The sequence below is a fragment of the Streptomyces sp. NPDC017936 genome (genome assembly GCF_044328485.1).
Classification (GTDB): Bacteria; Actinomycetota; Actinomycetes; order Streptomycetales; family Streptomycetaceae; genus Streptomyces.
In genome coordinates, this window is the sequence record NZ_JBIRHK010000001.1 from 704,697 (window position 1) to 727,585 (window position 22,889).

At 73.9% G+C, this 22,889-nt stretch carries 25 protein-coding genes; 17 read left to right on the forward strand and 8 right to left on the reverse strand.

Going from position 1 to position 22,889, the window contains the following annotated elements:
- Nucleotides 1-148 precede the first annotated feature (148 nt).
- From rhaI to ACH4F6_RS02920, 6 genes are all read left to right on the forward strand, one after another.
- Complete coding sequence (gene rhaI, locus ACH4F6_RS02895; protein ID WP_397958055.1) at nt 149-1,309, forward strand: L-rhamnose isomerase; 1,161 nt, start codon at nt 149-151, stop codon at nt 1,307-1,309.
- A gap of 143 nt (nt 1,310-1,452) precedes the next feature.
- Nucleotides 1,453-3,492, forward strand: a complete 2,040-nt coding sequence (locus tag ACH4F6_RS02900; RefSeq protein ID WP_397958056.1) for a bifunctional aldolase/short-chain dehydrogenase — start codon at nt 1,453-1,455, stop codon at nt 3,490-3,492.
- 5 nt (nt 3,493-3,497) lie between these two features.
- On the forward strand, nt 3,498-4,949 hold the full coding sequence (locus ACH4F6_RS02905) for a rhamnulokinase family protein (protein WP_397958057.1): 1,452 nt from the start codon (nt 3,498-3,500) through the stop codon (nt 4,947-4,949).
- Between the two features lie 133 nt (nt 4,950-5,082).
- Nucleotides 5,083-5,838: a (Fe-S)-binding protein gene (locus tag ACH4F6_RS02910; protein ID WP_397958058.1), complete on the forward strand. Its 756-nt coding sequence runs from the start codon at nt 5,083-5,085 to the stop codon at nt 5,836-5,838.
- Nucleotides 5,835-7,322, forward strand: coding sequence for a LutB/LldF family L-lactate oxidation iron-sulfur protein (locus ACH4F6_RS02915; protein WP_397958059.1), 1,488 nt, complete (start codon nt 5,835-5,837; stop codon nt 7,320-7,322). Before ACH4F6_RS02910 ends, ACH4F6_RS02915 begins: the two co-directional genes overlap by 4 nt.
- On the forward strand, nt 7,319-7,960 hold the full coding sequence (locus ACH4F6_RS02920; RefSeq protein WP_397958060.1) for a lactate utilization protein C: 642 nt from the start codon (nt 7,319-7,321) through the stop codon (nt 7,958-7,960). Before ACH4F6_RS02915 ends, ACH4F6_RS02920 begins: the two co-directional genes overlap by 4 nt.
- A 10-nt stretch (nt 7,961-7,970) precedes the next feature.
- Here ACH4F6_RS02920 and ACH4F6_RS02925 read toward each other — a convergent pair whose 3' ends face one another.
- From ACH4F6_RS02925 to ACH4F6_RS02935, 3 genes are all read right to left on the reverse strand, one after another.
- Nucleotides 7,971-9,509, reverse strand: a complete 1,539-nt coding sequence (locus ACH4F6_RS02925; protein WP_397958061.1) for an FAD-dependent oxidoreductase — start codon at nt 9,507-9,509, stop codon at nt 7,971-7,973.
- Nucleotides 9,510-9,567: 58 nt separating this feature from the next.
- Entirely contained in the window at nt 9,568-9,987 is a 420-nt protein-coding gene (locus tag ACH4F6_RS02930) for a CBS domain-containing protein (RefSeq protein ID WP_397958062.1), read from the reverse strand.
- Nucleotides 9,988-10,071: 84 nt separating this feature from the next.
- Nucleotides 10,072-10,437 (reverse strand): winged helix-turn-helix transcriptional regulator, encoded by a 366-nt coding sequence (locus ACH4F6_RS02935; protein ID WP_397958063.1) that lies wholly within the window; start codon nt 10,435-10,437, stop codon nt 10,072-10,074.
- Nucleotides 10,438-10,540: 103 nt separating this feature from the next.
- On the opposite strand from ACH4F6_RS02935, the gene ACH4F6_RS02940 reads away from it, so the two are divergent.
- Nucleotides 10,541-11,386: an NAD(P)H-binding protein gene (locus ACH4F6_RS02940; RefSeq protein ID WP_397958064.1), complete on the forward strand. Its 846-nt coding sequence runs from the start codon at nt 10,541-10,543 to the stop codon at nt 11,384-11,386.
- A 25-nt stretch (nt 11,387-11,411) separates the two neighbouring features.
- Here ACH4F6_RS02940 and ACH4F6_RS02945 read toward each other — a convergent pair whose 3' ends face one another.
- A complete protein-coding gene (locus tag ACH4F6_RS02945; RefSeq protein ID WP_397958065.1) occupies nt 11,412-11,987 on the reverse strand; it encodes a hypothetical protein in 576 nt (191 codons plus the stop codon).
- Between the two features lie 154 nt (nt 11,988-12,141).
- On the opposite strand from ACH4F6_RS02945, the gene ACH4F6_RS02950 reads away from it, so the two are divergent.
- Entirely contained in the window at nt 12,142-12,999 is an 858-nt protein-coding gene (locus tag ACH4F6_RS02950) for an AAA family ATPase (RefSeq protein ID WP_397958212.1), read from the forward strand.
- Nucleotides 12,996-14,348: a VWA domain-containing protein gene (locus ACH4F6_RS02955; protein ID WP_397958066.1), complete on the forward strand. Its 1,353-nt coding sequence runs from the start codon at nt 12,996-12,998 to the stop codon at nt 14,346-14,348. The genes ACH4F6_RS02950 and ACH4F6_RS02955 overlap by 4 nt, the downstream gene beginning before the upstream one ends.
- 17 nt (nt 14,349-14,365) lie before the next feature.
- Here the strand turns inward: ACH4F6_RS02955 and ACH4F6_RS02960 are convergent, their stop codons facing one another.
- Both ACH4F6_RS02960 and ACH4F6_RS02965 read right to left on the reverse strand, forming a co-directional pair.
- A complete protein-coding gene (locus tag ACH4F6_RS02960; protein WP_397958067.1) occupies nt 14,366-14,725 on the reverse strand; it encodes a cupin domain-containing protein in 360 nt (119 codons plus the stop codon).
- Between the two features lie 155 nt (nt 14,726-14,880).
- Nucleotides 14,881-15,858, reverse strand: coding sequence for a pyridoxal-phosphate dependent enzyme (locus tag ACH4F6_RS02965; RefSeq protein WP_397958068.1), 978 nt, complete (start codon nt 15,856-15,858; stop codon nt 14,881-14,883).
- 419 nt (nt 15,859-16,277) lie between these two features.
- Here ACH4F6_RS02965 and ACH4F6_RS02970 point away from each other — a divergent pair, with 419 nt between their 5' ends.
- The gene (locus ACH4F6_RS02970; RefSeq protein WP_397958069.1) at nt 16,278-17,093 is read left to right on the forward strand and encodes an SAM-dependent methyltransferase; all 816 of its coding nucleotides are present in this window, start codon (nt 16,278-16,280) and stop codon (nt 17,091-17,093) included.
- Nucleotides 17,094-17,168: 75 nt separating this feature from the next.
- On the opposite strand, the gene ACH4F6_RS02975 is transcribed toward ACH4F6_RS02970, so the two are convergent.
- Together ACH4F6_RS02975 and ACH4F6_RS02980 are read right to left on the reverse strand one after the other, a co-directional pair.
- A complete protein-coding gene (locus ACH4F6_RS02975) occupies nt 17,169-18,083 on the reverse strand; it encodes a helix-turn-helix domain-containing protein (RefSeq protein ID WP_397958070.1) in 915 nt (304 codons plus the stop codon).
- A gap of 96 nt (nt 18,084-18,179) precedes the next feature.
- Nucleotides 18,180-18,410, reverse strand: a complete 231-nt coding sequence (locus tag ACH4F6_RS02980; RefSeq protein WP_397958071.1) for a DUF397 domain-containing protein — start codon at nt 18,408-18,410, stop codon at nt 18,180-18,182.
- A gap of 127 nt (nt 18,411-18,537) precedes the next feature.
- Between ACH4F6_RS02980 and ACH4F6_RS02985 the strand changes: the two genes are divergently transcribed.
- The 7 genes from ACH4F6_RS02985 to ACH4F6_RS03015 all read left to right on the forward strand — a co-directional run bounded on the left by ACH4F6_RS02985 (nt 18,538) and on the right by ACH4F6_RS03015 (nt 22,883).
- Entirely contained in the window at nt 18,538-18,993 is a 456-nt protein-coding gene (locus tag ACH4F6_RS02985; RefSeq protein ID WP_397958072.1) for an ATP-binding protein, read from the forward strand.
- A 2-nt stretch (nt 18,994-18,995) separates the two neighbouring features.
- Nucleotides 18,996-19,484 (forward strand): hypothetical protein, encoded by a 489-nt coding sequence (locus ACH4F6_RS02990; RefSeq protein WP_397958073.1) that lies wholly within the window; start codon nt 18,996-18,998, stop codon nt 19,482-19,484.
- 18 nt (nt 19,485-19,502) lie between these two features.
- A complete protein-coding gene (locus ACH4F6_RS02995; RefSeq protein WP_397958074.1) occupies nt 19,503-20,468 on the forward strand; it encodes a pirin family protein in 966 nt (321 codons plus the stop codon).
- Between the two features lie 103 nt (nt 20,469-20,571).
- On the forward strand, nt 20,572-21,054 hold the full coding sequence (locus ACH4F6_RS03000) for a MarR family winged helix-turn-helix transcriptional regulator (protein WP_397958075.1): 483 nt from the start codon (nt 20,572-20,574) through the stop codon (nt 21,052-21,054).
- Nucleotides 21,051-21,497, forward strand: a complete 447-nt coding sequence (locus ACH4F6_RS03005; protein WP_397958076.1) for a MarR family transcriptional regulator — start codon at nt 21,051-21,053, stop codon at nt 21,495-21,497. Before ACH4F6_RS03000 ends, ACH4F6_RS03005 begins: the two co-directional genes overlap by 4 nt.
- Before the next feature lie 56 nt (nt 21,498-21,553).
- Complete coding sequence (locus ACH4F6_RS03010) at nt 21,554-21,919, forward strand: tetratricopeptide repeat protein (protein ID WP_397958213.1); 366 nt, start codon at nt 21,554-21,556, stop codon at nt 21,917-21,919.
- Nucleotides 21,920-22,238: 319 nt separating this feature from the next.
- Nucleotides 22,239-22,883: a peptide deformylase gene (locus ACH4F6_RS03015; RefSeq protein ID WP_397958077.1), complete on the forward strand. Its 645-nt coding sequence runs from the start codon at nt 22,239-22,241 to the stop codon at nt 22,881-22,883.
- Nucleotides 22,884-22,889: the final 6 nt, after the last annotated feature.

Below are 22,889 nucleotides of genomic sequence, written 5' to 3' on the forward strand. Positions count from 1 at the left end.
GTCACGGAAGGCCGACCTGGACAGAAGGCTTGACACTCCACCGACGGGCTCATAGCTTTCCGTTTTGAATCGTTTCATCAAGAGCTTTTCCAAGCTCGTCCGAAGCACGTCCGGAGTCGCCTCCGGACCGATGTCACAGGAGCCCGAAGTGACCGACCTCGCCGCGGTGAAGGCCGCGCTGAAGACACAGGCCGTCGAGACGCCGTCGTGGGCGTACGGGAACTCGGGGACCCGCTTCAAGGTGTTCGCCCAGCAGGGCGTGCCGCGCACGCCGCAGGAGAAGCTGGACGACGCCGCCCAGGTGCACGCCGTCACGGGCGTGGCCCCGACCGTCGCCCTGCACATCCCGTGGGACAAGGTGGAGGACTACTCCGCACTTGCGAAACACGCCGAGGACCGGGGTGTCCGCCTGGGCGCGATCAACTCCAACACCTTCCAGGACGACGACTACAAGCTGGGCAGCGTCTGCCACCCCGACGCGGCGATCCGCCGCAAGGCCGTCGACCATCTCCTGGAGTGCGTCGACATCATGGACGCCACCGGCTCGAACGACCTGAAGCTGTGGTTCGCCGACGGGACGAACTACCCCGGCCAGGACGACATCCGCGCCCGCCAGGACCGGCTCGCCGAAGGGCTGGCCGAGGTCTACGAACGGCTCGGGGACGGGCAGCGGATGCTGCTGGAGTACAAGTTCTTCGAGCCGGCCTTCTACACGACCGACGTCCCGGACTGGGGCACCGCGTACGCGCACTGCCTGAAGCTCGGGCCGAAGGCCCAGGTCGTCGTCGACACCGGGCACCACGCGCCGGGCACCAACATCGAGTTCATCGTCGCCACGCTGCTGCGGGAGGGGAAGCTCGGCGGGTTCGACTTCAACTCGCGCTTCTACGCCGACGACGACCTGATGGTGGGCGCGGCGGACCCCTTCCAGCTGTTCCGGATCATGTACGAGGTCGTGCGCGGGGGCGGGTTCACGCCCGACGTCGCGTTCATGCTCGACCAGTGCCACAACATCGAGGCGAAGATCCCGGCGATCATCCGTTCGGTGATGAACGTCCAGGAGGCGACGGCCAAGGCGCTGCTGGTCGACCGGTCTGCGCTGTCCGCCGCACAGGCCGCCGGCGACGTGCTGGAGGCGAACGCGGTGCTCATGGACGCGTACAACACGGACGTGCGGCCGCTGCTGCGCGAGCTGCGGGAGGAGAGGGGACTGGCCCCCGACCCCATCGCCGCGTACAAGGCGTCCGGGTGGGCCGAGAAGATCGTCGCCGAGCGGGTCGGTGGCGAGCAGGCCGGCTGGGGGGCGTGAGCCTCCGCCGGGTTCTCCTCCCCGCGGGGTGCGAGCCGGATGCGACCGGTCGCGCCCACGCGGTGGACCCGCACATCGAGACCGCCCCGCGCCGCCGAGGGCGCCGACCTCGCCGACTCCCCACACGTAAGGACTGACAGTTCATGGCACCGCACCCCGAAGCCGCCGCTCTCCTCGCCCGGTCCCACCGCCTCGGCGCCGACCCCCGCAACACCAACTACGCCGGCGGCAACGCGTCCGCCAAGGGCTCCGAGACCGACCCCGTCACCGGCGGGGACGTCGAGCTGATGTGGGTGAAGGGGTCCGGTGGGGACCTCGGGACGCTCACCGAGGCGGGGCTGGCCGTGCTGCGGCTGGACCGGCTGCGGGCGCTCGTCGACGTCTACCCCGGGGTCGAGCGCGAGGACGAGATGGTCGCCGCGTTCGACTACTGCCTGCACGGCAAGGGCGGGGCGGCCCCGTCCATCGACACCGCGATGCACGGACTCGTCGACGCCGCCCACGTCGACCACCTGCACCCCGACTCGGGCATCGCGCTCGCGTGTGCCGCCGACGGCGAGAAGCTGACCGCCGAGTGCTTCGGCGACACGGTCGCCTGGGTGCCGTGGCGGCGGCCCGGCTTCCAGCTGGGTCTGGACATCGCCGCCATCAAGGAGGCCAACCCGCAGGCCATCGGTGTGATCCTGGGCGGGCACGGCATCACGGCCTGGGGCGCGACCGCCGAGGAGTGCGAGCGCAACTCGCTGCACATCATCCGCACCGCCGAGGCGTTCCTGGCCCGGAAGGGCCGGCCGGAGCCCTTCGGCCCGGTCATCGAGGGGTACGAGCCGCTGCCCGAGGCCGAGCGGCGCAAGCGGGCGGCGGCGCTCGCACCGTACGTCCGGGCCGTGGCCTCGCAGGACCGCCCGCAGGTGGGGCACTTCAACGACACCGAGGCCGTCCTCGACTTCGTGGCCCGCGCCGAGCACCCCCGGCTCGCCGCGCTGGGCACCTCCTGCCCCGACCACTTCCTGCGCACCAAGGTGCGGCCCCTGGTCCTGGACCTGCCGCCCACCGCTCCGCTGGACGAGGCGATCGCCCGCCTCAAGGAGCTGCACGCCGAGTACCGCGAGGAGTACGCGGCCTACTACGAGCGCAACGCCGGGCCCGACTCCCCCGCCATGCGCGGCGCCGACCCCGCGATCGTCCTGGTCCCCGGCGTGGGCATGTTCTCCTTCGGCAAGGACAAGCAGACCGCGCGCGTGGCGGGCGAGTTCTACGTCAACGCGATCAACGTGATGCGGGGCGCCGAGGCGGTGTCCTCGTACGCGCCGATCGAGGAGTCGGAGAAGTTCCGCATCGAGTACTGGGCCCTGGAGGAGGCCAAGCTCCAGCGGATGCCGAAGCCGAAGGCGCTGGCCACCCGGGTGGCGCTGGTGACGGGCGCGGGCAGCGGCATCGGCCGGGCGATCGCGCACCGGCTCGTCGCCGAGGGCGCCTGCGTCGTCGTCGCGGACCTGAACGCGCAGAACGCCGCCGCCGTCGCCGAGGAGCTGGGCGGCGCCGACAAGGCCGTCGCGGTGACCGTGGACGTCACCGACGAGGAGCAGATCGCCGCGGCGTTCGAGGCGGCCGTCCTCGCCTTCGGCGGCGTGGACCTGGTCGTGAACAACGCCGGCATCTCCATCTCCAAGCCGCTGCTGGAGACGTCGGCGAAGGACTGGGACCTCCAGCACGACATCATGGCCCGCGGCTCCTTCCTGGTCTCGCGCGAGGCGGCGCGGGTGATGATCGCGCAGGAACTGGGCGGCGACATCGTCTACATCGCCTCGAAGAACGCCGTCTTCGCCGGGCCGAACAACATCGCCTACTCGGCGACCAAGGCCGACCAGGCCCACCAGGTGCGGCTGCTCGCCGCCGAGCTGGGCGAGCACGGCATCCGCGTCAACGGCGTGAACCCGGACGGCGTGGTGCGCGGCTCGGGCATCTTCGCCGGGGGCTGGGGCGCCCAGCGGGCCGCCGTGTACGGGGTGGAGGAGGAGAAGCTGGGCGAGTTCTACGCGCAGCGGACCATCCTCAAGCGGGAGGTGCTGCCGGAGCACGTCGCGAACGCGGTCTTCGCGCTCACCGGCGGCGACCTCACCCACACCACCGGACTGCACGTCCCGGTCGACGCCGGCGTCGCGGCCGCCTTCCTCCGGTGACGGCCGTGCGCGCGTACGCCGCGGTCGACCTCGGCGCCTCCAGCGGGCGGGTGATGCTCGGCCGCGTGACGCAGGACTCGCTGGAGCTGGCCGAGGCGCACCGCTTCCCCAACCGGCCCGTGCGGGTCCCGGAGGGGCTGCGCTGGGACGTGCTCGGCCTGTACGCGGGGGTGCTGGAGGGTCTGCGGGCGGCCGGTGCCGCGGCCGGTGGCCGGCTCGACTCCGTCGGCATCGACAGCTGGGCCGTGGACTACGGCCTGCTGGACGCCGACGGGGCCCTGCTCGGCAACCCGGTGCACTACCGGGACGCCCGCACGGAGGGCGTCGCCGAGAAGGTGTGGGCCACCGTGCCGGCGGCCGAGCTGTACGCGGCGACGGGCCTGCAGTACGCCCCCTTCAACACGCTGTACCAGCTGACGGCCGCGGCCTCCACGGCCCAGCTGGCGCACGCGCGGCGCCTGCTGCTCGTCCCGGACCTGCTGTCGTACTGGCTGACCGGCGAGCAGGGCACCGAGCTGACCAACGCCTCGACCACCCAGCTCGTCGACCCCCGGACGCGGGACTGGTCCCACGACGTGGCCGCCCGGCTCGGCATCGACCTGAGCCTGTTCGCGCCGCTGCGGCAGCCGGGCGATCCGGCGGGCGTGCTGCGGGCGGAGGTACTGGAGGAAACGGGGCTGACCGGTCCGGTGCCGGTGACGGCGGTCGGCTCGCACGACACCGCCTCCGCGGTGGCGGCCGTGCCGGCGACGGGCGAGCGGTTCGCCTACATCTGCACCGGCACCTGGTCGCTGGCCGGCCTGGAGCTGGAGGCTCCGGTGCTGACCGAGGCGAGCCGCGCCGCCAACTTCACCAACGAGCTGGGGCTGGACGGCACGGTCCGCTACCTGCGCAACATCATGGGCCTGTGGCTGCTCCAGGAGTGCGTACGGGCCTGGGGCGACCCGGATCTGGGCGCGCTGCTGCGGGAGGCGGCCGGGGTGCCGGCGCTGCGCTCGGTGGTGGACGCCTCCGACCCGGCGTTCCTCGCGCCGGGGCGGATGCCCGAGCGGATCGCCGAGGCGTGCCGGGCCTCGGGGCAGCCCGTGCCCGAGAGCCGGGGCGAGATCACGCGCTGCATCCTCGACTCGCTCGCGCTGGCCCACCGGCGGGCGGTCGAGGACGCCCAGCGGCTGGCCGGCCATCCCGTCGACGTCGTGCACGTCGTCGGCGGCGGCACCCGCAACGCGCTGCTGTGCCAGCTCACCGCCGACGCCTGCGGACTGCCCGTGGTGGCCGGTCCGACGGAGGCGGCCGCCCTCGGCAACGTCCTCGTCCAGGCCCGGGCGCACGGGCTGGTCGGCGACCGGCACGCCATGCGGCGGCTGCTCGCCCGCACCCAGCCGCTGACCCGCTACGAACCGCAGGGCGGCACCGACCGCTGGCGCGCGGCGCAGGCCCGGCTGACCGCGCGCTGACCCCGGCCCCGGCCCACCGCGGTGGGCCGGGGCCTCCCCCTCGTCCCGGTGCCGGGCCACCTCCCCCACTACGCTGAACCCGCGTGGGCGGTGCCCCCGGCACCCATCCGATGATCGACCCCGAGGAGCCGCGATGCGTGTCGCACTGTTCCTGACCTGTGTCAACGACACGCTCTATCCGGACACCGGCCGTGCCGTGGTGAAACTGCTGACCAGGCTGGGCGTGGAGGTGGACTTCCCGATGGCCCAGACCTGCTGCGGGCAGGCCCACTACAACACCGGTTACCGCCACGAGGCCGAACCGCTGGCCCGGCATTTCTCCGACGTCTTCGGCGCGTACGAGGCGATCGTGACGCCCTCCGGGTCGTGCGGCGCGATGGTGCGGGAGCTGTACCCGCGGATGGGCGAGCGGGCGCGGGCCGAGGGGCGCGGGGACGCCCTCGCCGCGACCCTGGCGCCGGTGGTGCCGAAGACGTACGAGCTGACCGAGTTCCTGGTGGACGTGCTCGGGGTGACGGACGTCGGGGCGTACTACCCGCACCGGGTGACCTACCACCCGACCTGTCACGGGCTGCGCGGACTCGGGCTCGGGGAGCGGCCCCGGCGCCTGCTGGAGGCGGTCGAGGGGCTGGAGCTGGCGGAGCTGCCGGGTGCGGAGGAGTGCTGCGGTTTCGGCGGCACGTTCGCGCTGAAGAACTCCGACGTCTCGGCGGCGATGGGCGCCGACAAGGTGCGCAACGCCGAGGCGACGGGCGCCGCGGTGCTGTGCGCGGCCGACAACTCCTGCCTGATGCACATCGGCGGGACGATGGCCCGGCTCGAGTCGGGCATGCGGCCGGTGCACATCGCGGAGATCCTGGCGAGCACCAAGGAGGAACCGGCCGCATGAGCGGGACGTTCGTCGGCATGCCGGCGTTTCCGAAGGCCGCGCACGAGGCCGTGCGCGACGAGACCCTGCGCGGCAATCTGCGCCACGCCACGCACACCATCCGCGCCAAACGGGCGAAGGCCGTGGCGGAGGTGTCCGACTGGGCCGAACTGCGGGAGGCGGGCAAGCGGATCAAGGACCACACGCTCCGTCACCTCGACCGGTACCTCGAGCAGGTGGAGGAGGCGGTCACCGCGGCGGGCGGCACCGTCCACTGGGCGGCCGACGCCGACGAGGCCAACCGGATCGTGGCCGCCCTCGTCAAGGAGACGGGCGAGTCGGAGGTCGTCAAGGTCAAGTCCATGGCCACCCAGGAGATCGGGCTCAACGAGGCGCTGGAGGCCGAGGGCATCCGCGCCTACGAGACCGACCTCGCCGAGCTGATCGTGCAGTTGGGCAGGGACCGGCCCTCGCACATCCTGGTCCCCGCGATCCACCGCAACCGCGGCGAGATCCGGGACATCTTCGCGAGCGAGATGGGCGAGTGGGGCCGCCCGGCCCCCGAGGGCCTGACCGACACCCCGGCCGAGCTGGCCGAGGCCGCCCGGCTGCACCTGCGGGAGAAGTTCCTGCGCGCCAAGGTCGGCATCTCCGGCGCCAACTTCATGGTCGCCGAGACCGGCACGCTCGTGGTCGTCGAGTCCGAGGGCAACGGGCGGATGTGCCTGACCCTGCCGGAGACGCTGATCTCGGTCGTCGGCATCGAGAAGGTCGTGCCGACCTGGCGGGACCTGGAGGTGTTCCTCCAGACGCTGCCCCGCTCCTCGACCGCCGAGCGCATGAACCCGTACACCTCCACGTGGACCGGCACGACCGACGGGGACGGGCCGCGAACCTTCCACCTGGTGCTGCTCGACAACGGCCGCACCGACACCCTCGCCGACGAGGTCGGCCGTCAGGCGCTGCGCTGCATCCGCTGTTCGGCCTGCCTGAACGTCTGCCCGGTGTACGAGCGGGCCGGCGGCCACGCCTACGGCTCGGTCTACCCGGGCCCGATCGGCGCGATCCTCAGCCCCCAGCTGAGGGGCACCGCGAGCGACATCGACGCCTCGCTGCCGTACGCCTCCTCGCTGTGCGGCGCCTGCTACGAGGTGTGCCCGGTCGCCATCGACATCCCGGAGGTGCTGGTGCACCTGCGGGAGCGGGTCGTGCAGGGCGGTCCGGTGGTCCGGGAGGGCAACAGGGTGGTCCTCAAGCCCGCCAAGGGCCACGCCGCCGAGCGGGCGGCGATGCGGGCGGCGCGCTGGGCGTTCGCCCGGCCCGGCGCCCTGCGGGCGGGGCAGCGGCTGGCGTCCCGCACCCGGCGGCTGCATCCGCGCACCCTGCCGGGTCCCGGCAGGGCGTGGAGCGGTTCGCGCGACCTGCCGGCGGTGCCCGCGGAGCCGTTCCGCGACTGGTGGCAGCGGACGAACGGCAAGGACACCGGCGCGGGAGGCGCGAAGTGAGCAGCAGGGAACGGATCCTGGGCCGGGTGCGGCGCGCGCTGGCCGACGTCCCGCGGGACGACCGGTCGTACGAGGACGCCGTGGCGCGGACCTACGCGCGGGAGCACGGACGGCGCAGTGCCGCGGAGACGGTGGACCTGCTGGCGGAGAACCTCGCGGACTACCGGGCGGTCGTGCACCGGTGTGCGCCCGGCGACCTGGCGGCGACGATCGCCGGGTTGCTGGCGGCACGGGGCGCGCGCACGGTGCTGGCGCCGCCGGGCCTGGAGCCGGAGTGGCTCGCGGCGGCCGGCGCCGAGCGGATCCCCGACCGGGCCGACAGCACCCCGCACGAACTGGACCGCGTGGACAGCGTGGTGACCGGCTGCGCGGTCGCGATCGCCGAGACCGGCACCATCGTCCTGGACGGCTCCCCCGACCAGGGCCGACGTCGTGTCACCCTCGTCCCCGACCACCACGTCTGCGTCGTGCGCGTCCCCGACCAGGTGGTCGCCTCCGTCCCGCAGGCGCTCGAACGGCTCGACCCGGCACGCCCGTTGACGTGGATCTCCGGTCCCTCGGCGACGAGCGACATCGAACTCGACCGGGTGGAGGGCGTGCACGGCCCGCGCACCCTGGAGGTCGTCCTGGTGGGCTGAGCGGACCGCGTCACAACTCCTTGCGCTCCAGCGGCTGTTGGGCCGGGCCCTGGATGACCTTGCCCTGCACGTCGAAGCGGGAGCCGTGGCACGGGCACTCCCAGGCCCGCTCCGCGCGGTTGAAGGCGACCAGGCACCCCAGGTGGGTGCAGCGCGCCGACACGGCGTGGAGCTGTCCGGACTCGTCGCGGTGGACGGCGCGGCGCTCCCCGGAGACGTGGACGACCGCGCCGTCGCCGGGGGCGATCTCGTCCACCGACGGGCCGGTCGCCGACGGCAGGCGGTCGCCGACGAAGTGGCGGGCCGCGTCGGCCTGCTGCTTGAGGAAGGCGGCGCCCTCGCGGACGACGGACGCGATGCGGCGCGGGTCGTACAGGTCGCTCCACGCGCAGTCGCGGCCGGTGATCCGCTCGCTGAGCAGGCGGCCCGCCATGATGCCGGTGCTCATCCCCCAGCCGCCGAAGCCGGTGGCCACGTACGCGTGCCTGCTGCCGGGGTGGAGGGGGCCGACGAGCGGCACGGAGTCGGTGGAGTCGTTGTCCTGGGTGGCCCAGCGGTGGCTGAAGGAGAGGTCGCCGAAGCGGTCGGTCGCCCAGGCGGCGAGCCGCTCGAAGCGTTCCTCGACGTCGCCGCCGGTGCCCGGGGTGAAGTGCTCGCCGGTCACGATGAGCAGGCGGCGGCCGTCCGGGAGCGGGGCCGTGCGCACCGAGCGCGTGTTCTGCTCCTGGGTGATGTACATGCCGCGGGGGGCCCGGTCCGCGTCGAGGGGCGCGGTGAGCACCAGTTCGCGGCGCGGGGAGAGGCGGGTGAAGAGCAGGGCGCGGTCGAAGACGGGGTAGTGCGTGGCGACGACGACGCTGCGGGCGGTCACCTTCGTGGTGGACGCCGGGGACTCGACGGTCAGCTCGCAGGGCTCGCCCTCGTCGAGGCCGGTGACGCGGCTGTGCTCGTGGATCGTGCCGCCGAGCCGGCGGATGTCGTCGGCCACGGCCAGCAGGTACTTGCGGGGGTGGAACTGGGCCTGGCCGGTGACCCGGACCGCGCCCGCGACGGGGAACGGCAGGTCGGTCCCGGTCACGTACTCGGCGGGCAGACCCGCCTCGCGGGCGGCCTCCGCCTCGGTCTTCAGCTCGTCGGTGCGGGCCGGGTCCTCGGCGTAGGTGTAGGCGTCGGTGTCCTCCCACTCGCAGTCGACGCCCAGTTCCACGGCGGTCTGGGCGGCGTGGCGGATGGCGTCCGTCTGAGAGCGGGCGTACAGCCGGGCCGCCTCCCGGCCGCGGGTGCGCCGCAGCCGGTCGTAGACGAGGGTGTGCTGGGCGCTCAGCTTGGCCGTCGTGTGGCCGGTGACGCCGGCGGCGATCCGGTGGGCCTCCAGCACGGCCACCGAACGGCCGCGCCGGGCCAGCTCCCAGGCCGTGCTGAGCCCGGCGACGCCGGCGCCGACGACGGCGACGTCGACCGTGAGGGGCCCCTCCAAGGGGGGCGCCGGATCACCGGGGGGTGCGGTGTCCAGCCAGTACGACCCGTGGATGTCCGCCTGTTCGTCCATGGGGTCCGGGTGCCCGTGACCGGCCCGGTCACACGACGGGCCGGTCCGGGGCGCGGGCCTACTGGTTGCCCTTGGCGGCGCTGATGTCGCCGAGCGCGGAATCCGGGTCGCGTTCGATCGCCAGGTCGCCGAGGGAGACGATGCCGACCGGGCGGCCCTCCTCGACGACGGGCACGCGGCGGACGGCGTGCTCGCGCATCACCCGTATCACGAGGTCCAGCTCGTCGTCCGGGCCCACGGTGACCAGGTCGTCGCTGCAGGCGCCGGCGACCGTGGTCCGCTCGGGGTCCTCGCCCTCGGCGAGGGTGCGCACCACGAGGTCCCGGTCGCTGACCAGGCCGCGCAGCCGTTCGTCGTCGGTGACCAGGACGGCACCGATGTCCTCGTCCCGCATGATCTTGGCCACGTCCTGCACCGAGGCCTGGGGTTCCACGGTCACGGGAGTGGCGGTCATGATGTCCCGTACGTGCTGCGTCACGGCGTGTCCTCCTTCCGGCTCCGGCGGTGTCCTCTCCACCGCTCGGGCCACCGAGTACCCGGCACGCCTCGCCGTAAGACGGGGTCACGTCCTCGTGTCGTAGCCCTCCCGGGCCTTCTCCACCTGGGGCAGGTGGTCGGTGGCCCACTCGGCCAGGTGGGCGAAGAGCGGGGCGAGGCTGAGGCCGAGTTCGCTGATCTCGTACTCGACGCGCGGGGGCACCTCCGGGTGGTAGGTGCGCACGACCAGACCGTCGCGTTCCAGCTGGCGCAGCCGCTGGGTCAGCACCTTCGGGGTGATGGCGGCGATCTCGCGCTCCAGCTCGACGAAGCGCAGGCGGCCGCGGGCGTGGAGCGTCCACAGGATCGGCGTGGTCCAGCGGCTGAACACGATGTCCACGACGGGCGAGATGGGACAGGCGCGTTCGGGATCGCGGGTGTCGCCGGTCATGTGCACCCCTTCCGGGAAGTCACTTTCCTCTGGGTACCTACTATATCGACGGTGTTAGCGTCCCGTGCAACGTCAACAACCCGTTCCGAACAGGGAGTTATTCATGATCGTGGTGACAGGGGCGACCGGGAACGTCGGCCGTGCGCTCGTGCGCGTCCTCGCGGCGGCCGGGGAGCGGGTGACCGCCACCTCCCGCTCGATCACGGACGCGGACGTCCCGGACGGTGTGCGCGCGGTGCGCGCCGACCTCACCGACGCGAAGAGCCTGCGGCCCCTCCTCGACGGCGCCGACGCGCTGTTCCTGCAGAACGGCGGCGCCGGCGCGCACCGGCTCGCCCCGGGCGACCTGCTGGACGCGGCCGAGGCGGGCGGGGTCGGCCGGGTGGTGCTGCTGTCCTCCCAGGGGGTCGTCACCCGGCCGGATTCGGCGTCGCACGGGGGCGTGGCGGGCGCCCTCGAGGACGCCGTCCGGGAGGCGGCCCCGCGGTGGACGATCCTGCGGCCGGGGGGTTTCCACTCCAACGCCCTCGCCTGGGCGGAGGCGGTCCGCGCCCACCGCACCGTCGCGGCGCCCTTCGGCGACGTGGGCCTGCCCACCGTCGACCCGGCCGACATCGCCGAGGTCGCCGCCGTCGCCCTGCGCGAGGACGGTCACGCCGGCCGCGCCTACGTGCTGACCGGGCCGGTCCCGACGACGCCCCGGGAGCGGGCCGCGGCGATCGGCGCCGCGCTCGGCGAGCCGGTCCGCTTCGTCGAGCAGACCCGCGAGGAGGCCCGCGAGCAGATGCTGGCCTTCCTGCCCGCACCCGTCGTGGAGACCACCCTGGCCATCCTCGGCGAGCCGACACCCGACGAGCGGCGCGTCAGCCCGGACGTGGAGCGGGTGCTGGGCCGGGCGCCGCGCGGCTTCGAGGAGTGGGCGCGGCGGCACGCGGCCGTCTTCCGCTAGGGCGCCCCTCCCCTGGTCGTGGCCGTCAGCAGTAGCCGATCGGGCAGCCGTGGCGCAGCGCGTACCGGGCGGCGCGCAGGTGCACGGCCGTGTAGAAGGCCGCGTCCAGGTCGTCGCTCCACGGTCCCGGCCGGGCCTCGGCGGTCCCGCGGGCCCCGTCCTCCATGAACCACAGGCTCAGTTCGAGGTTGCCGCCGGTCGCCGGTATCGCGTCCAGGGGCAGGGCGAGGAGGCGGGCCAGCCGCTCGGCGAGGGCGAGGACCTGCGGGGCGCCGGCGACGACGGTCTCGTCCCAGTAGGCCGAGCCGAGGGGCAGGCGGATCGGCTCCTCCAGCGAGAGGGGGACGAGGAGGGTCCAGCCCAGGAGCGTCTCCCGCTCGGTCTCGGTCAGCCGCGCCTCGCACAGCGCCGCGAACCCCTCCATCGGGGGGCCGGCCTTCTCCTCGAACCAGCCGGGGCCGGCCGCGCCGGGTCCCGGCCGGTACGGCGGCCGCCCTCGCCGCACCAGCTCCTCGTCGAGGGCGGAGGCGGTCTCCCCGTGGCCGCCCTCGCCCCGGCCGAACCACTCCCGCTCGTCGATGCTCACCACGTACACACCCATGACCGGAGCGTACGGGGAGGCGCTGACAGCGCCCGGCGACCCTGATGACAGCGAGGGTGAACAAGCGCTTAGATAGTCTCCGGTGACGCGCCCGCCGCACGTCCCCGCCCGCCCGGCCTGCGTCCGCGCCGGCCCCGCTCCCCCGGAGGCCCCGTTGTTCACGTCCGTCGACGACGTCGCCGCCCGTCTCGCCGGGACCGGCTACCTCGCCTCCCCCGCCGTCGCCACGACCGTGTTCCTCGCCGACCGGCTCGGCAAGCCGCTCCTGGTGGAGGGTCCCGCCGGGGTCGGCAAGACCGAGCTCGCCAAGGCCGTCGCCGCGGTGGCGGGGGCCCGGCTGGTGCGCCTGCAGTGCTACGAGGGCGTCGACGAGTCCCGGGCGCTGTACGAGTGGAACCACGCCAAGCAGTTGCTGCGCATCAGCGCGGGCCGCGACGAGACCTGGGACGAGACCCGCACGGACGTCTTCAGCGAGGAGTTCCTGCTCCCGCGCCCGCTGCTGACCGCGATCCGCGGCGACGAGCCGACGGTGCTGCTGATCGACGAGACCGACAAGGCCGACGTCGAGATGGAGGGGCTGCTCCTCGAAGTGCTCAGCGACTTCCAGGTGACCGTCCCGGAACTGGGCACCGTCACCGCGACCCGCCGCCCGTTCGTCGTGCTGACGTCCAACGCCGGGCGGGAGCTGTCGGAGGCCCTGCGCCGCCGCTGCCTGTTCCTCCACATCGGTTTCCCGGAGGAGGAGCTGGAGCGGCGGATCGTCCGGCTGAAGGTGCCGGACATCGACGCGGCGCTCGCGGAGTCCGTGGTCCGGGTGGTCGGCGCGCTGCGCGCGATGGACCTGCGCAAGGCGCCCTCCGTCGCCGAGACCGTCGACTGGGCCCGCACCCTGCTCGCCCTCGGCGCCCGCACCCTCGACGAGAACGTCGTCCAGGACACGCTGGGGGTGCTCCTCAAGCACCAGGACGACGTGCTGAAGGCGGCCGCGAAGCTCGACCTGGACGCCGTGTGAGCGCCGGTGCCGCCGACCGGCTGGTCGGCCTGGTCGCCGCGCTCCGCGCCCACGGGGTGCGGATCGGCACCGGCGAGACGGTGGACGCGGCCGGGGCGGCGGCGGTGCTGGGGTTCGCGGACCGCGCGCTGCTGCGCGAGGGGCTGGCCGCCACCCTGCTGCACACCCACGACCAGCGGCGGCTGTTCGACACCGTCTTCGACCTGTACTTCCCGCACGGCGTCGGCGCGCCCCGACAGGACCCCGGCGACCGGGACGGACTGCGCGACCGGCTGGCCCGGGCCCTGGCCGACGACGACCGGGCACTGCTGGCCCGGCTGGCCGTCGAGGCGGTCGACGGGTACGGCGGGTACGGGAGTTCGCCGGGGACGGACGGCTGGTCGTCGTACCAGGCCCTCGAACGGCTGCGGCCGCAGACGCTGCTGGCGCGGGTGCGGGACGACGTCCGGGCCCGGGGCGGCGGGGACGGGTTCGCCGGCCGGCTGCTGGAGGACGAGATCCGGCGGCGCATCGAGACCTTCCGGGCGCTGGTCGCGACCGAGGCGCGGCGCCGGGTGGCCGAGCGGCGGGGACGGGACGAGATCGCCCGGCGCGCGGTGGCGCCGACCGCCGACCGGGTCGACTTCCTGTACGCGGGCCAGGACCGGCTGGCCGAACTGCGGCGCACGGTCCAGCCGTTGGCCCGCAAGCTGGCCACCCGGCTGGCCGCGCGCCGGCGCCGGGCCGCGCGCGGCACGATCGACCTGCGCCGCACCCTGCGCGGTTCGCTGTCCACGGGCGGGGTGCCGATGCGGCCGGTGCTGCGCCGGCGGCGTCCGGCCCGTCCCGAGCTGGTGCTGCTGTGCGACGTGTCGGGCTCGGTGGCGGGTTTCTCCGACTTCACGATGCTGCTGGTGCAGGCGCTGCACGACCAGTTCAGCAAGGTGCGCGCCTTCGCCTTCGTCAACCGCGTGGACGAGGTGACCGGGCTGCTGAGGCACGGCGGCGCCGATCCGCGGGGCCTGGGTTCCCTCATCCGGGCGGAGGCGAGCGTGACCGGATACCACGGCAGCAGTGACTACGGGGTCGCGCTGGGCGAGTTCGCGCAGCGGTACGGCGCGGCGGTCGGCCCGCGCACGACGGTGTTCGTGCTGGGGGACGCGCGGACGAACATGAGCGACCCCAACCTCCCGGCGGTGCGGGAGATCGTCGGACGGGCCCGCCGCGCGTACTGGCTGAACCCGGAGCCGCGCGCGCTGTGGGGGACGGGCGACTCGGCCGCCCCGGAGTACGCCGGGCTGGTGGCGATGCACGAGTGCCGCAACGCCCGCCAGCTCGGCGCCCTGATCGGGCGGCTGCTCCCCGTGTGAGCGAACCGGCCCCGGCCTCAGTCGGACTTCGCGTACTCCTTGGCCGTCTGGCCCTCGAAGTCGTACGCGATGCACTGCTCGTCCCCCACGACCCACGCGTCGTGTCCGGCCGAGCACACGAAGACGTCACCGGGCCCGAGTTCCTGCTCGCCGCCGTCGTCCATGCGGATGTGCAGACGGCCCTGGACGATGTAGCCGTTGTGGTTCATCCGGCAGCTGTCCGTTCCCGCGACGGGACCCACGGACTCGGACCAGCGCCAGCCCGGTTCGAAGGTCCCCACGGCGAAGTCGCACCCCGTCAGATGGACGACTTCGAGGTGACCGCGGGGAAAATCACGGCGCTCGTCCGGCTTTTCGAGCGTCTTGACCTCCAGCATGACGCGCCTCCCTTCCGGCCGCACTCCACTGCCACCGGGGCCCGTCTCCCCGGCGGCACACGCGTCACCGGCAGGGGCGAACCCCGCACCTCCATCGTCCGCCCGTCCGCCGGGAGCCGCCATGCGGAGGACGGCTGTCAGGTGGAGGACGGCTGTCAGGCGGCGTCCCCGCACAGCTCGGCGAAGCGCCCGGCGTCGATGTTGCCGCCGGAGACGATCACACCGACGCGACGGCCCACGGCACCGGCCCGGCCCGTGAGCAGGGCGGCCAGCGGAGTGGCGCCGCTCGGCTCCACGACGATCTTCAGCCGCTCGAAGGCGAACCGCATCGCCGCGCGGATCTCGTCGTCGGACACCAGGACGATGCCGTCGACGAGCCGCCGGTTGACCGAGAAGGTCAGTTCGCCGGGGGTGTGCAGGGCCTGGCCGTCGGCGATGGTGCGCGGCACCGGGATCTCGATCCGCCGGCCCGCTTCCAGGGACCGCTTGGTGTCGTCCCCGGCCTCCGGCTCCACGCCGACGATCCGGATGCCCGGCCGCACCCCCTTGGCCACCGTGGCGCTGCCGGCGATCAGTCCTCCTCCGCCCACCGGGACGAGCAGCGCGTCCAGCTCTCCCGCGTCCTCCAGGAGTTCCAGCGCGGCGGTGCCCTGACCGGCCATGACGTGCGGATGCTCGTAGGGCGGGACGAGGGTCAGCCCGCGCTCGGCGGCCAGTGCCTCGGCGATCGCCACCCGGTCACCCGTGTAGCGGTCGTACGTCACGATCTCGGCGCCGTACGCCTCGGCCGCCTCCCGCTTGGAGCGCGGCGCGTCCTGCGGCATCACGATCACCGCGGTGGTGCCCAGTTCCCGGGCGGCGAGGGCGACGGCCTGGGCGTGGTTGCCGGAGGAGTAGGCGGCGACGCCCCGGGCGAGCCGCTCCGGCGGGAGCCGGGAGGCCGCGTTGTAGGCGCCGCGGAACTTGAAGGCGCCCACGCGCTGGAAGTTCTCGCACTTGAGCAGGGTTTCGGCGCCGGCCAGCGCGTCGAGGGTGCGGGAGCGGAGCACGGGGGTGCGGTGGGCGACGCCCCGGAGGCGGGCGGCCGCGTCACGGACGTCGTCGGGGGTGATCGGCGGGGGTGCGGTCGTCACGGGTGTGCTCCCTCGGGGGTGTCGTGGTGGCCGGCGGTGCCGGACGGGCCCGCCGCCCGGGCCCGGGACGGGCAGGGGCGGGCGGAGGACCGGGATGCCGGGGCGGGCGGCGGCCCGCTCGCCGGCGCGGCGCGCGGCGACGACGGGAGCGGCGCACGCAGGACCCGCGTCCCGCCCGGCCTCCCGGGAGTTCCTGGAGCCCATGGAGCGATGAGACCACGGGTCCGGACCTTGGACCAGCGGTCCGGACGACCGTTCCGCGCACCGTGCCCCACCGCGGATCGCGACACCGCGCCCGCCGCGCGCCGTGCCCCCTTCAGGGGACCCTCGATCAAGGGGTGGCACGGCCAAGTGCCGCTTCCCTAGGATGGGTTGCCGACCGCGCCGGTGCGGGTCACGGCCGAGAGCTGGGGGAAGACATGCAGGGGAAGCCGCTGTCCACGAAGATCGACGCCTCGGTCCCGACGGCCGCACGCATGTACGACCACTATCTGGGCGGCAAGGACAACTACGCGGCCGACCGGGCCGCCTGCGAGGAACTCGAGAAGGTCGTCCCCAGCACCCGCGCCCTCGCCCTGAACAACCGGCGCTTCCTCCGGCGGGTCGTGCGGACCCTGGCGCAGGAGCACGGCGTCCGGCAGTTCCTCGACCACGGCTCCGGCCTGCCCACCCAGGACAACGTCCACCAGGTCGCCCAGCGCGTCGACCCGACGGCGCACGTCGTCTACGTCGACAACGACCCGATGGTCCTCGTGCACGGCCGCGCCCTGCTGGAACAGGACGAGCGCACCACCGTCATCCACGCCGACCTGCGCGAGACCGAGGCGATATTCACCCACCCCGAGACCGAGCGGCTGATCGACTTCTCGCAACCGGTGGCGGTGCTGTTCAACTCGGTCTTCCACTGCATTCCCGACAGCCCGACCGACGGGCCGTCCGCCGTGGTCCACCGGGTCGCCGAACGCCTGGCGCCGGGCAGCTTCCTGGTGATGTGCCAGCTCGTCAGCGAGGACCCCGCGGTCCGGACGTTCGTCACCGACTTCATGGACAAGGCCACCCAGGGTCACTGGGGCCGGGTGCGGGAACAGCAGGACGTCGCCGCGTGGTTCGAGGGGCTGGAGATCCTCGACCCCGGGCTGGTCGAGGTCTCCACCTGGCGCCCCGACACCGAGGTCGCGCCCCGCCAGCTCACGCAGGAGTGGATCGAGTTCGGCGGCGTGGGCCGCCTCGGATGACCGCGGGGAGCGGGCCCGGCGGACCCGCCGGAAACGGCGCCGCCGGACCTGCCGGCGGTGGCGCCGCCGGATCCGTCAGGAGTAGCGCTGCCGGATGGTCTCCTCGATCAGCGCCACGGACTCCCGCGGCTGGAGGGCTTCGTCGGCCAGCCGGTCCAGGGAGACCCGGTACTCCTCCGTCTCCTCCCGGTCCTCCAGGAAGGTGGCGCTCCTGATCTGCTCGAGGTAGACGACGTCGGGCAGGTCGGAGCCGGCGAACCGCAGGTAGGTCACGGGGATGGCCGGCGCCGACGCGTGCGTCACGTCCAACGGCACGACCTGGAGGGTGACATGCGGCAGCCGGGCCATCTCCACGAGGTGGTGGAGCTGCTCGCGCATCACCTCGCGGCCGCCCAGGACGCGCAGCAGCACCGACTCGTCGACGACGGCCCACAGCTGCGGCGCGTCGGGCCGCCGGAGCAGTTCACAGCGCCGCGTCCGCAGCTCGACCCGGCGCTCCACCTCCCGGGACGACGCCGTCGGCAGCCCGCGCTCCACCACGGCGCGGGTGTACGAGGGGATCTGCAACAGGCCCGGCACGTACTGGATCTCGAAGGTACGGATCGCCGTGGCCGCCTCCTGCAGCCCCACCAGCCGGTCGAACCACTCGGGCATCAGCCGCTTGTCGTACCGCTGCCACCAGCCGGGCTCCCCCGCGCGCCGCAGCAGGTGCAGCAGCACGGACGCCTCGTGCTCGCCGGTGCCGTACAGCCCCAGGAGCGCGCGGACGTCCGCCTCGGAGGGCGGCCGGCGTCCCTTGCCCGTCTCGATCCGCGACAGCTTCGCCGGGCTGAACCCGAGGGCCCGCGCGGCCTGCTCCTGAGCGAAGCCCGCGTCCTCCCGGATGCCCGCCAGCTGGACACCGACCAGCATTTTCAGCAAGGTCGGGGCGGGTTCGGCCCGGTTCAGATACGGTTCGAGGCGGGAGACGCGAGACGACTCGGCAGACATGCTGACTCCCCATTGACCGGCAGGCGACAGACCGCATTATCGCATTCGAGGGCCTCCAGCCGCACGCAGCAAGGGAATTGGCCCGCCCGCACACCGTCACAGCAGGTGGTCGAACTCCCCGCCCTTCGCCCCGGCGAGGAACGCGGCCACCTCGGCCGGCGTGTACACCAGGGCCGGGCCGTCGGGATCACGGGAGTTGCGCATCGCGACGCCCCCGCCCTCCAGAACGGCCAACTCGACGCAGTTGCCCTCGGCGTTGCTGTGACTGCTCTTCGTCCAGCGGACGCCCAGCGCGCTCGCCCGCACTCCGTTCGGCACCGACGACATGGCACTCTCCTCGCTCGTACGCGCAATTTCCCGTGAAATTGCACGAGGGCATCGTCAGCGTGGATAATAGCCGTGTCGTCAACCGCACTTCCGACGCCCCGTCCTGACGTCGCCTCAGGGAGATGCCGTGTCAGCACCCGCGCAGTTCCGGAGTCCCGCGTCCGTCCGCGATTCGTCCAGAACGGCCGCGCTGCGGCTCACCGGCAGCCGGGAGGGCTTCGCCGAGGCACGGGACTTCACCCGCCGCACCCTCGGCGACTGGTCCCTGGACCGGTGCACCGAGGACGCGCTCGCGGTCGTCACCGAACTCGCCTCGAACGCCGTCCTGCACGCCCTGCCGGAGCCGCCCACCGCCGGTGCCGGACCACGGCTCAGACTCACCCTGCGCCGCTCCCACCTGATGTGCGCCGTCACCGACCCGAGCGACGAGCCGCCCGTCCACCCGCACGCCACCGACCCGTTACTGGAGCACGGCCGCGGACTGCGCATCGTCGACGCCCTCGCGGAGCACTGGGGCTGGACCCTCCGCTCCCCCCTGGGCAAGACCGTCTGGGCCATGCTCCCGACCCGTCCCCACCTCTGACCATGACCGCCACCAAGAGACCCGCACCGCTCGAGGACCTGGACCACGTGCCGTGGCCCGAGATCAAGGACTCGACCGGCTGCGCCGCCGCCATCCCCTCGCTGCTGGCCACCGTCGCCCGGGGCGACGCCGACACCGCCGGCCCCGCGCTCGGACAGCTGCGCCGGCGCATCTGCCAGTACGGCTTCGTCGTCGGCCAGGCGACGGCGGCCACGGTGCCCTTCCTCTGGGAACTCGTCCGCATGCCGCAGGTCACCTGCCGGGTCGAGATCCTGCACCTGCTGAAGAGCATCGCCGCCACCCGCCAGTGGGAGACCACGGCCGCCGCCTACCCGAAGCTGCTGCGCCGCGACAACTACGTGGAGTGGGAGCGCGACGCCCGCCACGCCGTCCGCGCCCAGAGCGGCGTCCTGCGCCACCTGCTCGACGAACCGGACCGGGAGATCGTCCGGGCCAGCCGGGAGCTGGCCGCCGCCCTGACCGGCCGGTGAAGCGCTAGGTTGTCCGCCATGAGCAACCTTGACCGCGCTCCCGTGCCCGGCGCGTGCGGTGGCCGTGGCTTCGTCGTCGCCGAGCCCGTCCGCGAGCTGCTGAGCCCCCGGCACGTGCCGCTCGGGGAGTCGACCGAGGTGCGCCGGCTGCTGCCGAACCTCGGCCGGCGCATGATCGGCGCGTGGGCCTTCGTCGACCACTACGGCCCCGACGACATCGCCGACGAACCCGGCATGCAGGTGCCGCCGCACCCCCACATGGGCCTGCAGACCGTCAGCTGGCTGCACGAGGGCGAGGTGCTGCACCGCGACTCCACGGGCGGCCTGGCGACGATCCGCCCGCGCGAGCTGGGCCTGATGACGTCGGGGCGCGCCATCAGCCACTCGGAGGAGAGCCCGAGGACGCACGCCCGCTTCCTGCACGGCGCCCAGCTGTGGGTCGCCCTGCCGGACGCCCACCGGCACACCGAACCCCGCTTCGAGCACCACACCGCCCTGCCCACGGTCACCGCCCCCGGCCTCACCGCCACCGTCGTCCTCGGCGACCTCGACGGCGCGACCTCGCCCGGCACGGCGTACACCCCGATCGTCGGCGCCGATCTCGCGCTCGCCCGCGGCGCCGACGTACGGCTGCCGCTCGTCCCCGACTTCGAGTACGGCGTGCTCGCGATGTCCGGCGAGGTCCACGTCGACGGCGTGCCCGTGCTGCCGGGCTCGATGCTCTACCTCGGCTGCGGCCGGACCGAACTGCCCCTGCGGGCCGAGTCCGACGCGGGGCTGATGCTGCTCGGCGGCGAACCCTTCGCCGAGGAGCTCGTCATGTGGTGGAACTTCGTCGGACGCGACCACGCGGAGATCGAACAGGCCCGCGAGGACTGGATGACGGGCACCCGCTTCGGCGAGGTGAAGGGCTACGACGGCGACCGGCTGCCCGCTCCCGCGCTGCCGCCGACGGCCCTGAAGGCCCGCGGAAGGGTCCGCTGACCGGTCCACGGCCCTGAGCCGCGCGTACCCGCTCCCCGGGCGCCCGGACCCGCCGCCGAGGAAATAGTAGCCATGGACATGGTAGCCATGTACCGTATCCGTCATGAGCAAGGGTTCCCACGGGCCCACGCCCGGCTATCTGGTGTGGCGCCTGTCGACGAAGTGGCGGGTGGCGGTGGACCGGGCGGTGGCGCCGCTGGGCCTCACGCACGCCCAGTACTCCCTGGTGGCGTCGCTGCACGGCATGCAGCGCGGCGGCGAACGCCCCAGCCAGCGGCGCCTCGCCGACCACACGGGACTCGAACCGCTGTACGTCTCGAAACTCGCGCGGGCCCTGGAGTCCGCGGGACTGGTCGAGCGCACCCGCGATCCGCGCGACCCCCGGGCCGTCCAACTGGCCCTGACCGAACGGGGCCGGGACGTCACACGGCGGGCGATCACGGTGGTCCAGGGGCTGCTGGAGCAGCTCCTGGAGCCGCTGGGCGGCCCGGACAGCCCGCGGGCGCGCACCTTCACGAGCGAACTGGCGGCCCTGCTCGACGCACCTCTTGACCCCTTCGGCGAGAACGAGACGGAGCAGCCATGACCACCACCGCACCCCTGCTCGACCCCCGGGTCGTCGCCCTGGCCCACTACGCCGCCCGAGCGGTCCTCGAGACCGTGCTGGCCCGGCACGGCGTCGACTTCCAGCAGTCCGTCGTCCTCCGGCTCGCCGCCGTCGCCGACGGTCCGGTCGAGCGCGACGAGGTCGTCGCCGGCGCCGTCGACGCGCTCAAGACCGACCCGGCCGCGACGCACGGCGTGATCGACGAGCTGGTCGCCGCGCGGCTGCTGGCCCCGGACGGGACGTCGCGGCTGCGGATCACCGACGCCGGGCGGGAGCTGTACGACAGGACGACCCGCGAGACGGCGCCCTTCACCGCCCGGATCTACGCGGGCATACCGACGGAGGACCTGGCCGTCGCCGGGCGGGTGCTGAGCCTGATCACCGAACGGGCCGACGGCGAACTGGCCGCCCTGAACAAGTAGTGGAATATTAAATCAACCGGTCCGGTTGTCGGCCTCGAAGGAGGTCACGAGTGGACATGACATACGAGGCCACGTACGACAGCGCGTACTACGGCCACGGGACGCCCGCCGAGCGGTGGGAGCGTGCGCGGCTGTTCTTCGACGCGCGCGACTACACCGCCGCGGCACGGGTCCTGGCCGGGCTGGTCGAGGAGGTCCCGGAGCAGACCGGACCGCGGCTGCTGCTGGCCCGCGCCTACTACCACTCGGCCCAACTGCGCCGGGCCGAGGCCGAGTTGCGGATCATCGTGGAGCGCGACCCGGTGGAGCACTACGCCCGGCTGATGCTGGGCCGCACCCTGGAGCGGCAGGGACGGCACGAGGAGGCGGGACCGCACCTGCGCCTCGCCTCCGCCCTGGCGGGCGACTTCCCGGAGACCTGACACGGCGGGGCCCGGCACGGTCCCGCACGACGCGGCCCGGCACGCCGGGGAACGGCACGGCGGAGAACGGCACGACGGAGAACGGCACGGCGGGACCCGGCACGACCGGGGGCGGCCCGGCGGTGAGGACCACCGCCGGGCCGCTCCCGTACGCGCGGGGCCGCACGGCCGCCACCGTGTCCTCCGGGCAGGACCTGCGGGCGGCGGTCTCCTGCCGCGGCACCGGATGCCCGGCGTCGCCGGCGGGCACGGCCGGCCCATGGGCGCGGACGGGCTCCGCGGCCGTTCGCGTGCCGGGCCGTCGTGGCATGCTGGCCCGATGGCACCTCCCCTTCCCCGCGCCCCCCTTGCCGAGCGGATCGAGGAACTCCTCGCCCCCGGTGGTCCGTTGCCGATCGTCGCGGCCGGCGACCCGGTCCTGCGCGCCGGCACCGTGCGCTACGACGGCCAGCTCGGTCCCGCGTTGCTGGCCCGCTTCGTCGAGGCCCTGCGGATCACGATGCACGCGGCGCCGGGAGTGGGTCTGGCCGCGCCGCAGGTCGGCGTGGAGCTGCGGATCGCGGTCGTCGAGGACCCGGCGCCGGTGCCGGAGGAGGTGCGGGTGGCGCGGGGCCGGGTGCCGCAGCCGTTCCGGGTCCTGGTCAACCCCTCGTACGAGCCCGTCGGCGGCGGACGCGCCGCGTTCTTCGAGGGCTGCCTGAGCGTGCCGGGCTGGCAGGCGGTGGTGGCCCGGCACGCCGAGGTGCGGCTGACGGGCGAGGACGAGCACGGCCGCCCGCTGGACGAGGTGTTCACCGGGTGGCCCGCCCGGATCGTCCAGCACGAGACGGACCACCTCGACGGCCTGCTCTACCTGGACCGGGCCGAGCTGCGCTCCCTGTCCGCCAACGCGGCCGTGGCGGAGCGGTGGGCGCAGCCGACACCGCGGGAGGCCGCCCGGGCGCTCGGCTTCGAGCTGCCCTGAGCGGCC

Bases quoted from the DNA above. Each gene is read 5' to 3' on its own strand.
- ACH4F6_RS02900 (WP_397958056.1), top strand. From the start codon at position 1,453: ATGGCACCGCACCCCGAAGCCGCCGCTCTCCTCGCCCGGTCCCACCGC.
- ACH4F6_RS02910 (WP_397958058.1), top strand. From the start codon at position 5,083: ATGCGTGTCGCACTGTTCCTGACCTGTGTCAACGACACGCTCTATCCG.
- ACH4F6_RS02915 (WP_397958059.1), top strand. From the start codon at position 5,835: ATGAGCGGGACGTTCGTCGGCATGCCGGCGTTTCCGAAGGCCGCGCAC.
- ACH4F6_RS02925 (WP_397958061.1), bottom strand. From the start codon at position 9,509: ATGGACGAACAGGCGGACATCCACGGGTCGTACTGGCTGGACACCGCA.
- ACH4F6_RS02935 (WP_397958063.1), bottom strand. From the start codon at position 10,437: ATGACCGGCGACACCCGCGATCCCGAACGCGCCTGTCCCATCTCGCCC.
- ACH4F6_RS02940 (WP_397958064.1), top strand. From the start codon at position 10,541: ATGATCGTGGTGACAGGGGCGACCGGGAACGTCGGCCGTGCGCTCGTG.
- ACH4F6_RS02945 (WP_397958065.1), bottom strand. From the start codon at position 11,987: ATGGGTGTGTACGTGGTGAGCATCGACGAGCGGGAGTGGTTCGGCCGG.
- ACH4F6_RS02960 (WP_397958067.1), bottom strand. From the start codon at position 14,725: ATGCTGGAGGTCAAGACGCTCGAAAAGCCGGACGAGCGCCGTGATTTT.
- ACH4F6_RS02970 (WP_397958069.1), top strand. From the start codon at position 16,278: ATGCAGGGGAAGCCGCTGTCCACGAAGATCGACGCCTCGGTCCCGACG.
- ACH4F6_RS02975 (WP_397958070.1), bottom strand. From the start codon at position 18,083: ATGTCTGCCGAGTCGTCTCGCGTCTCCCGCCTCGAACCGTATCTGAAC.
- ACH4F6_RS02980 (WP_397958071.1), bottom strand. From the start codon at position 18,410: ATGTCGTCGGTGCCGAACGGAGTGCGGGCGAGCGCGCTGGGCGTCCGC.
- ACH4F6_RS02990 (WP_397958073.1), top strand. From the start codon at position 18,996: ATGACCGCCACCAAGAGACCCGCACCGCTCGAGGACCTGGACCACGTG.
- ACH4F6_RS02995 (WP_397958074.1), top strand. From the start codon at position 19,503: ATGAGCAACCTTGACCGCGCTCCCGTGCCCGGCGCGTGCGGTGGCCGT.
- ACH4F6_RS03000 (WP_397958075.1), top strand. From the start codon at position 20,572: ATGAGCAAGGGTTCCCACGGGCCCACGCCCGGCTATCTGGTGTGGCGC.
- ACH4F6_RS03005 (WP_397958076.1), top strand. From the start codon at position 21,051: ATGACCACCACCGCACCCCTGCTCGACCCCCGGGTCGTCGCCCTGGCC.
- ACH4F6_RS03010 (WP_397958213.1), top strand. From the start codon at position 21,554: ATGACATACGAGGCCACGTACGACAGCGCGTACTACGGCCACGGGACG.
- ACH4F6_RS03015 (WP_397958077.1), top strand. From the start codon at position 22,239: ATGGCACCTCCCCTTCCCCGCGCCCCCCTTGCCGAGCGGATCGAGGAA.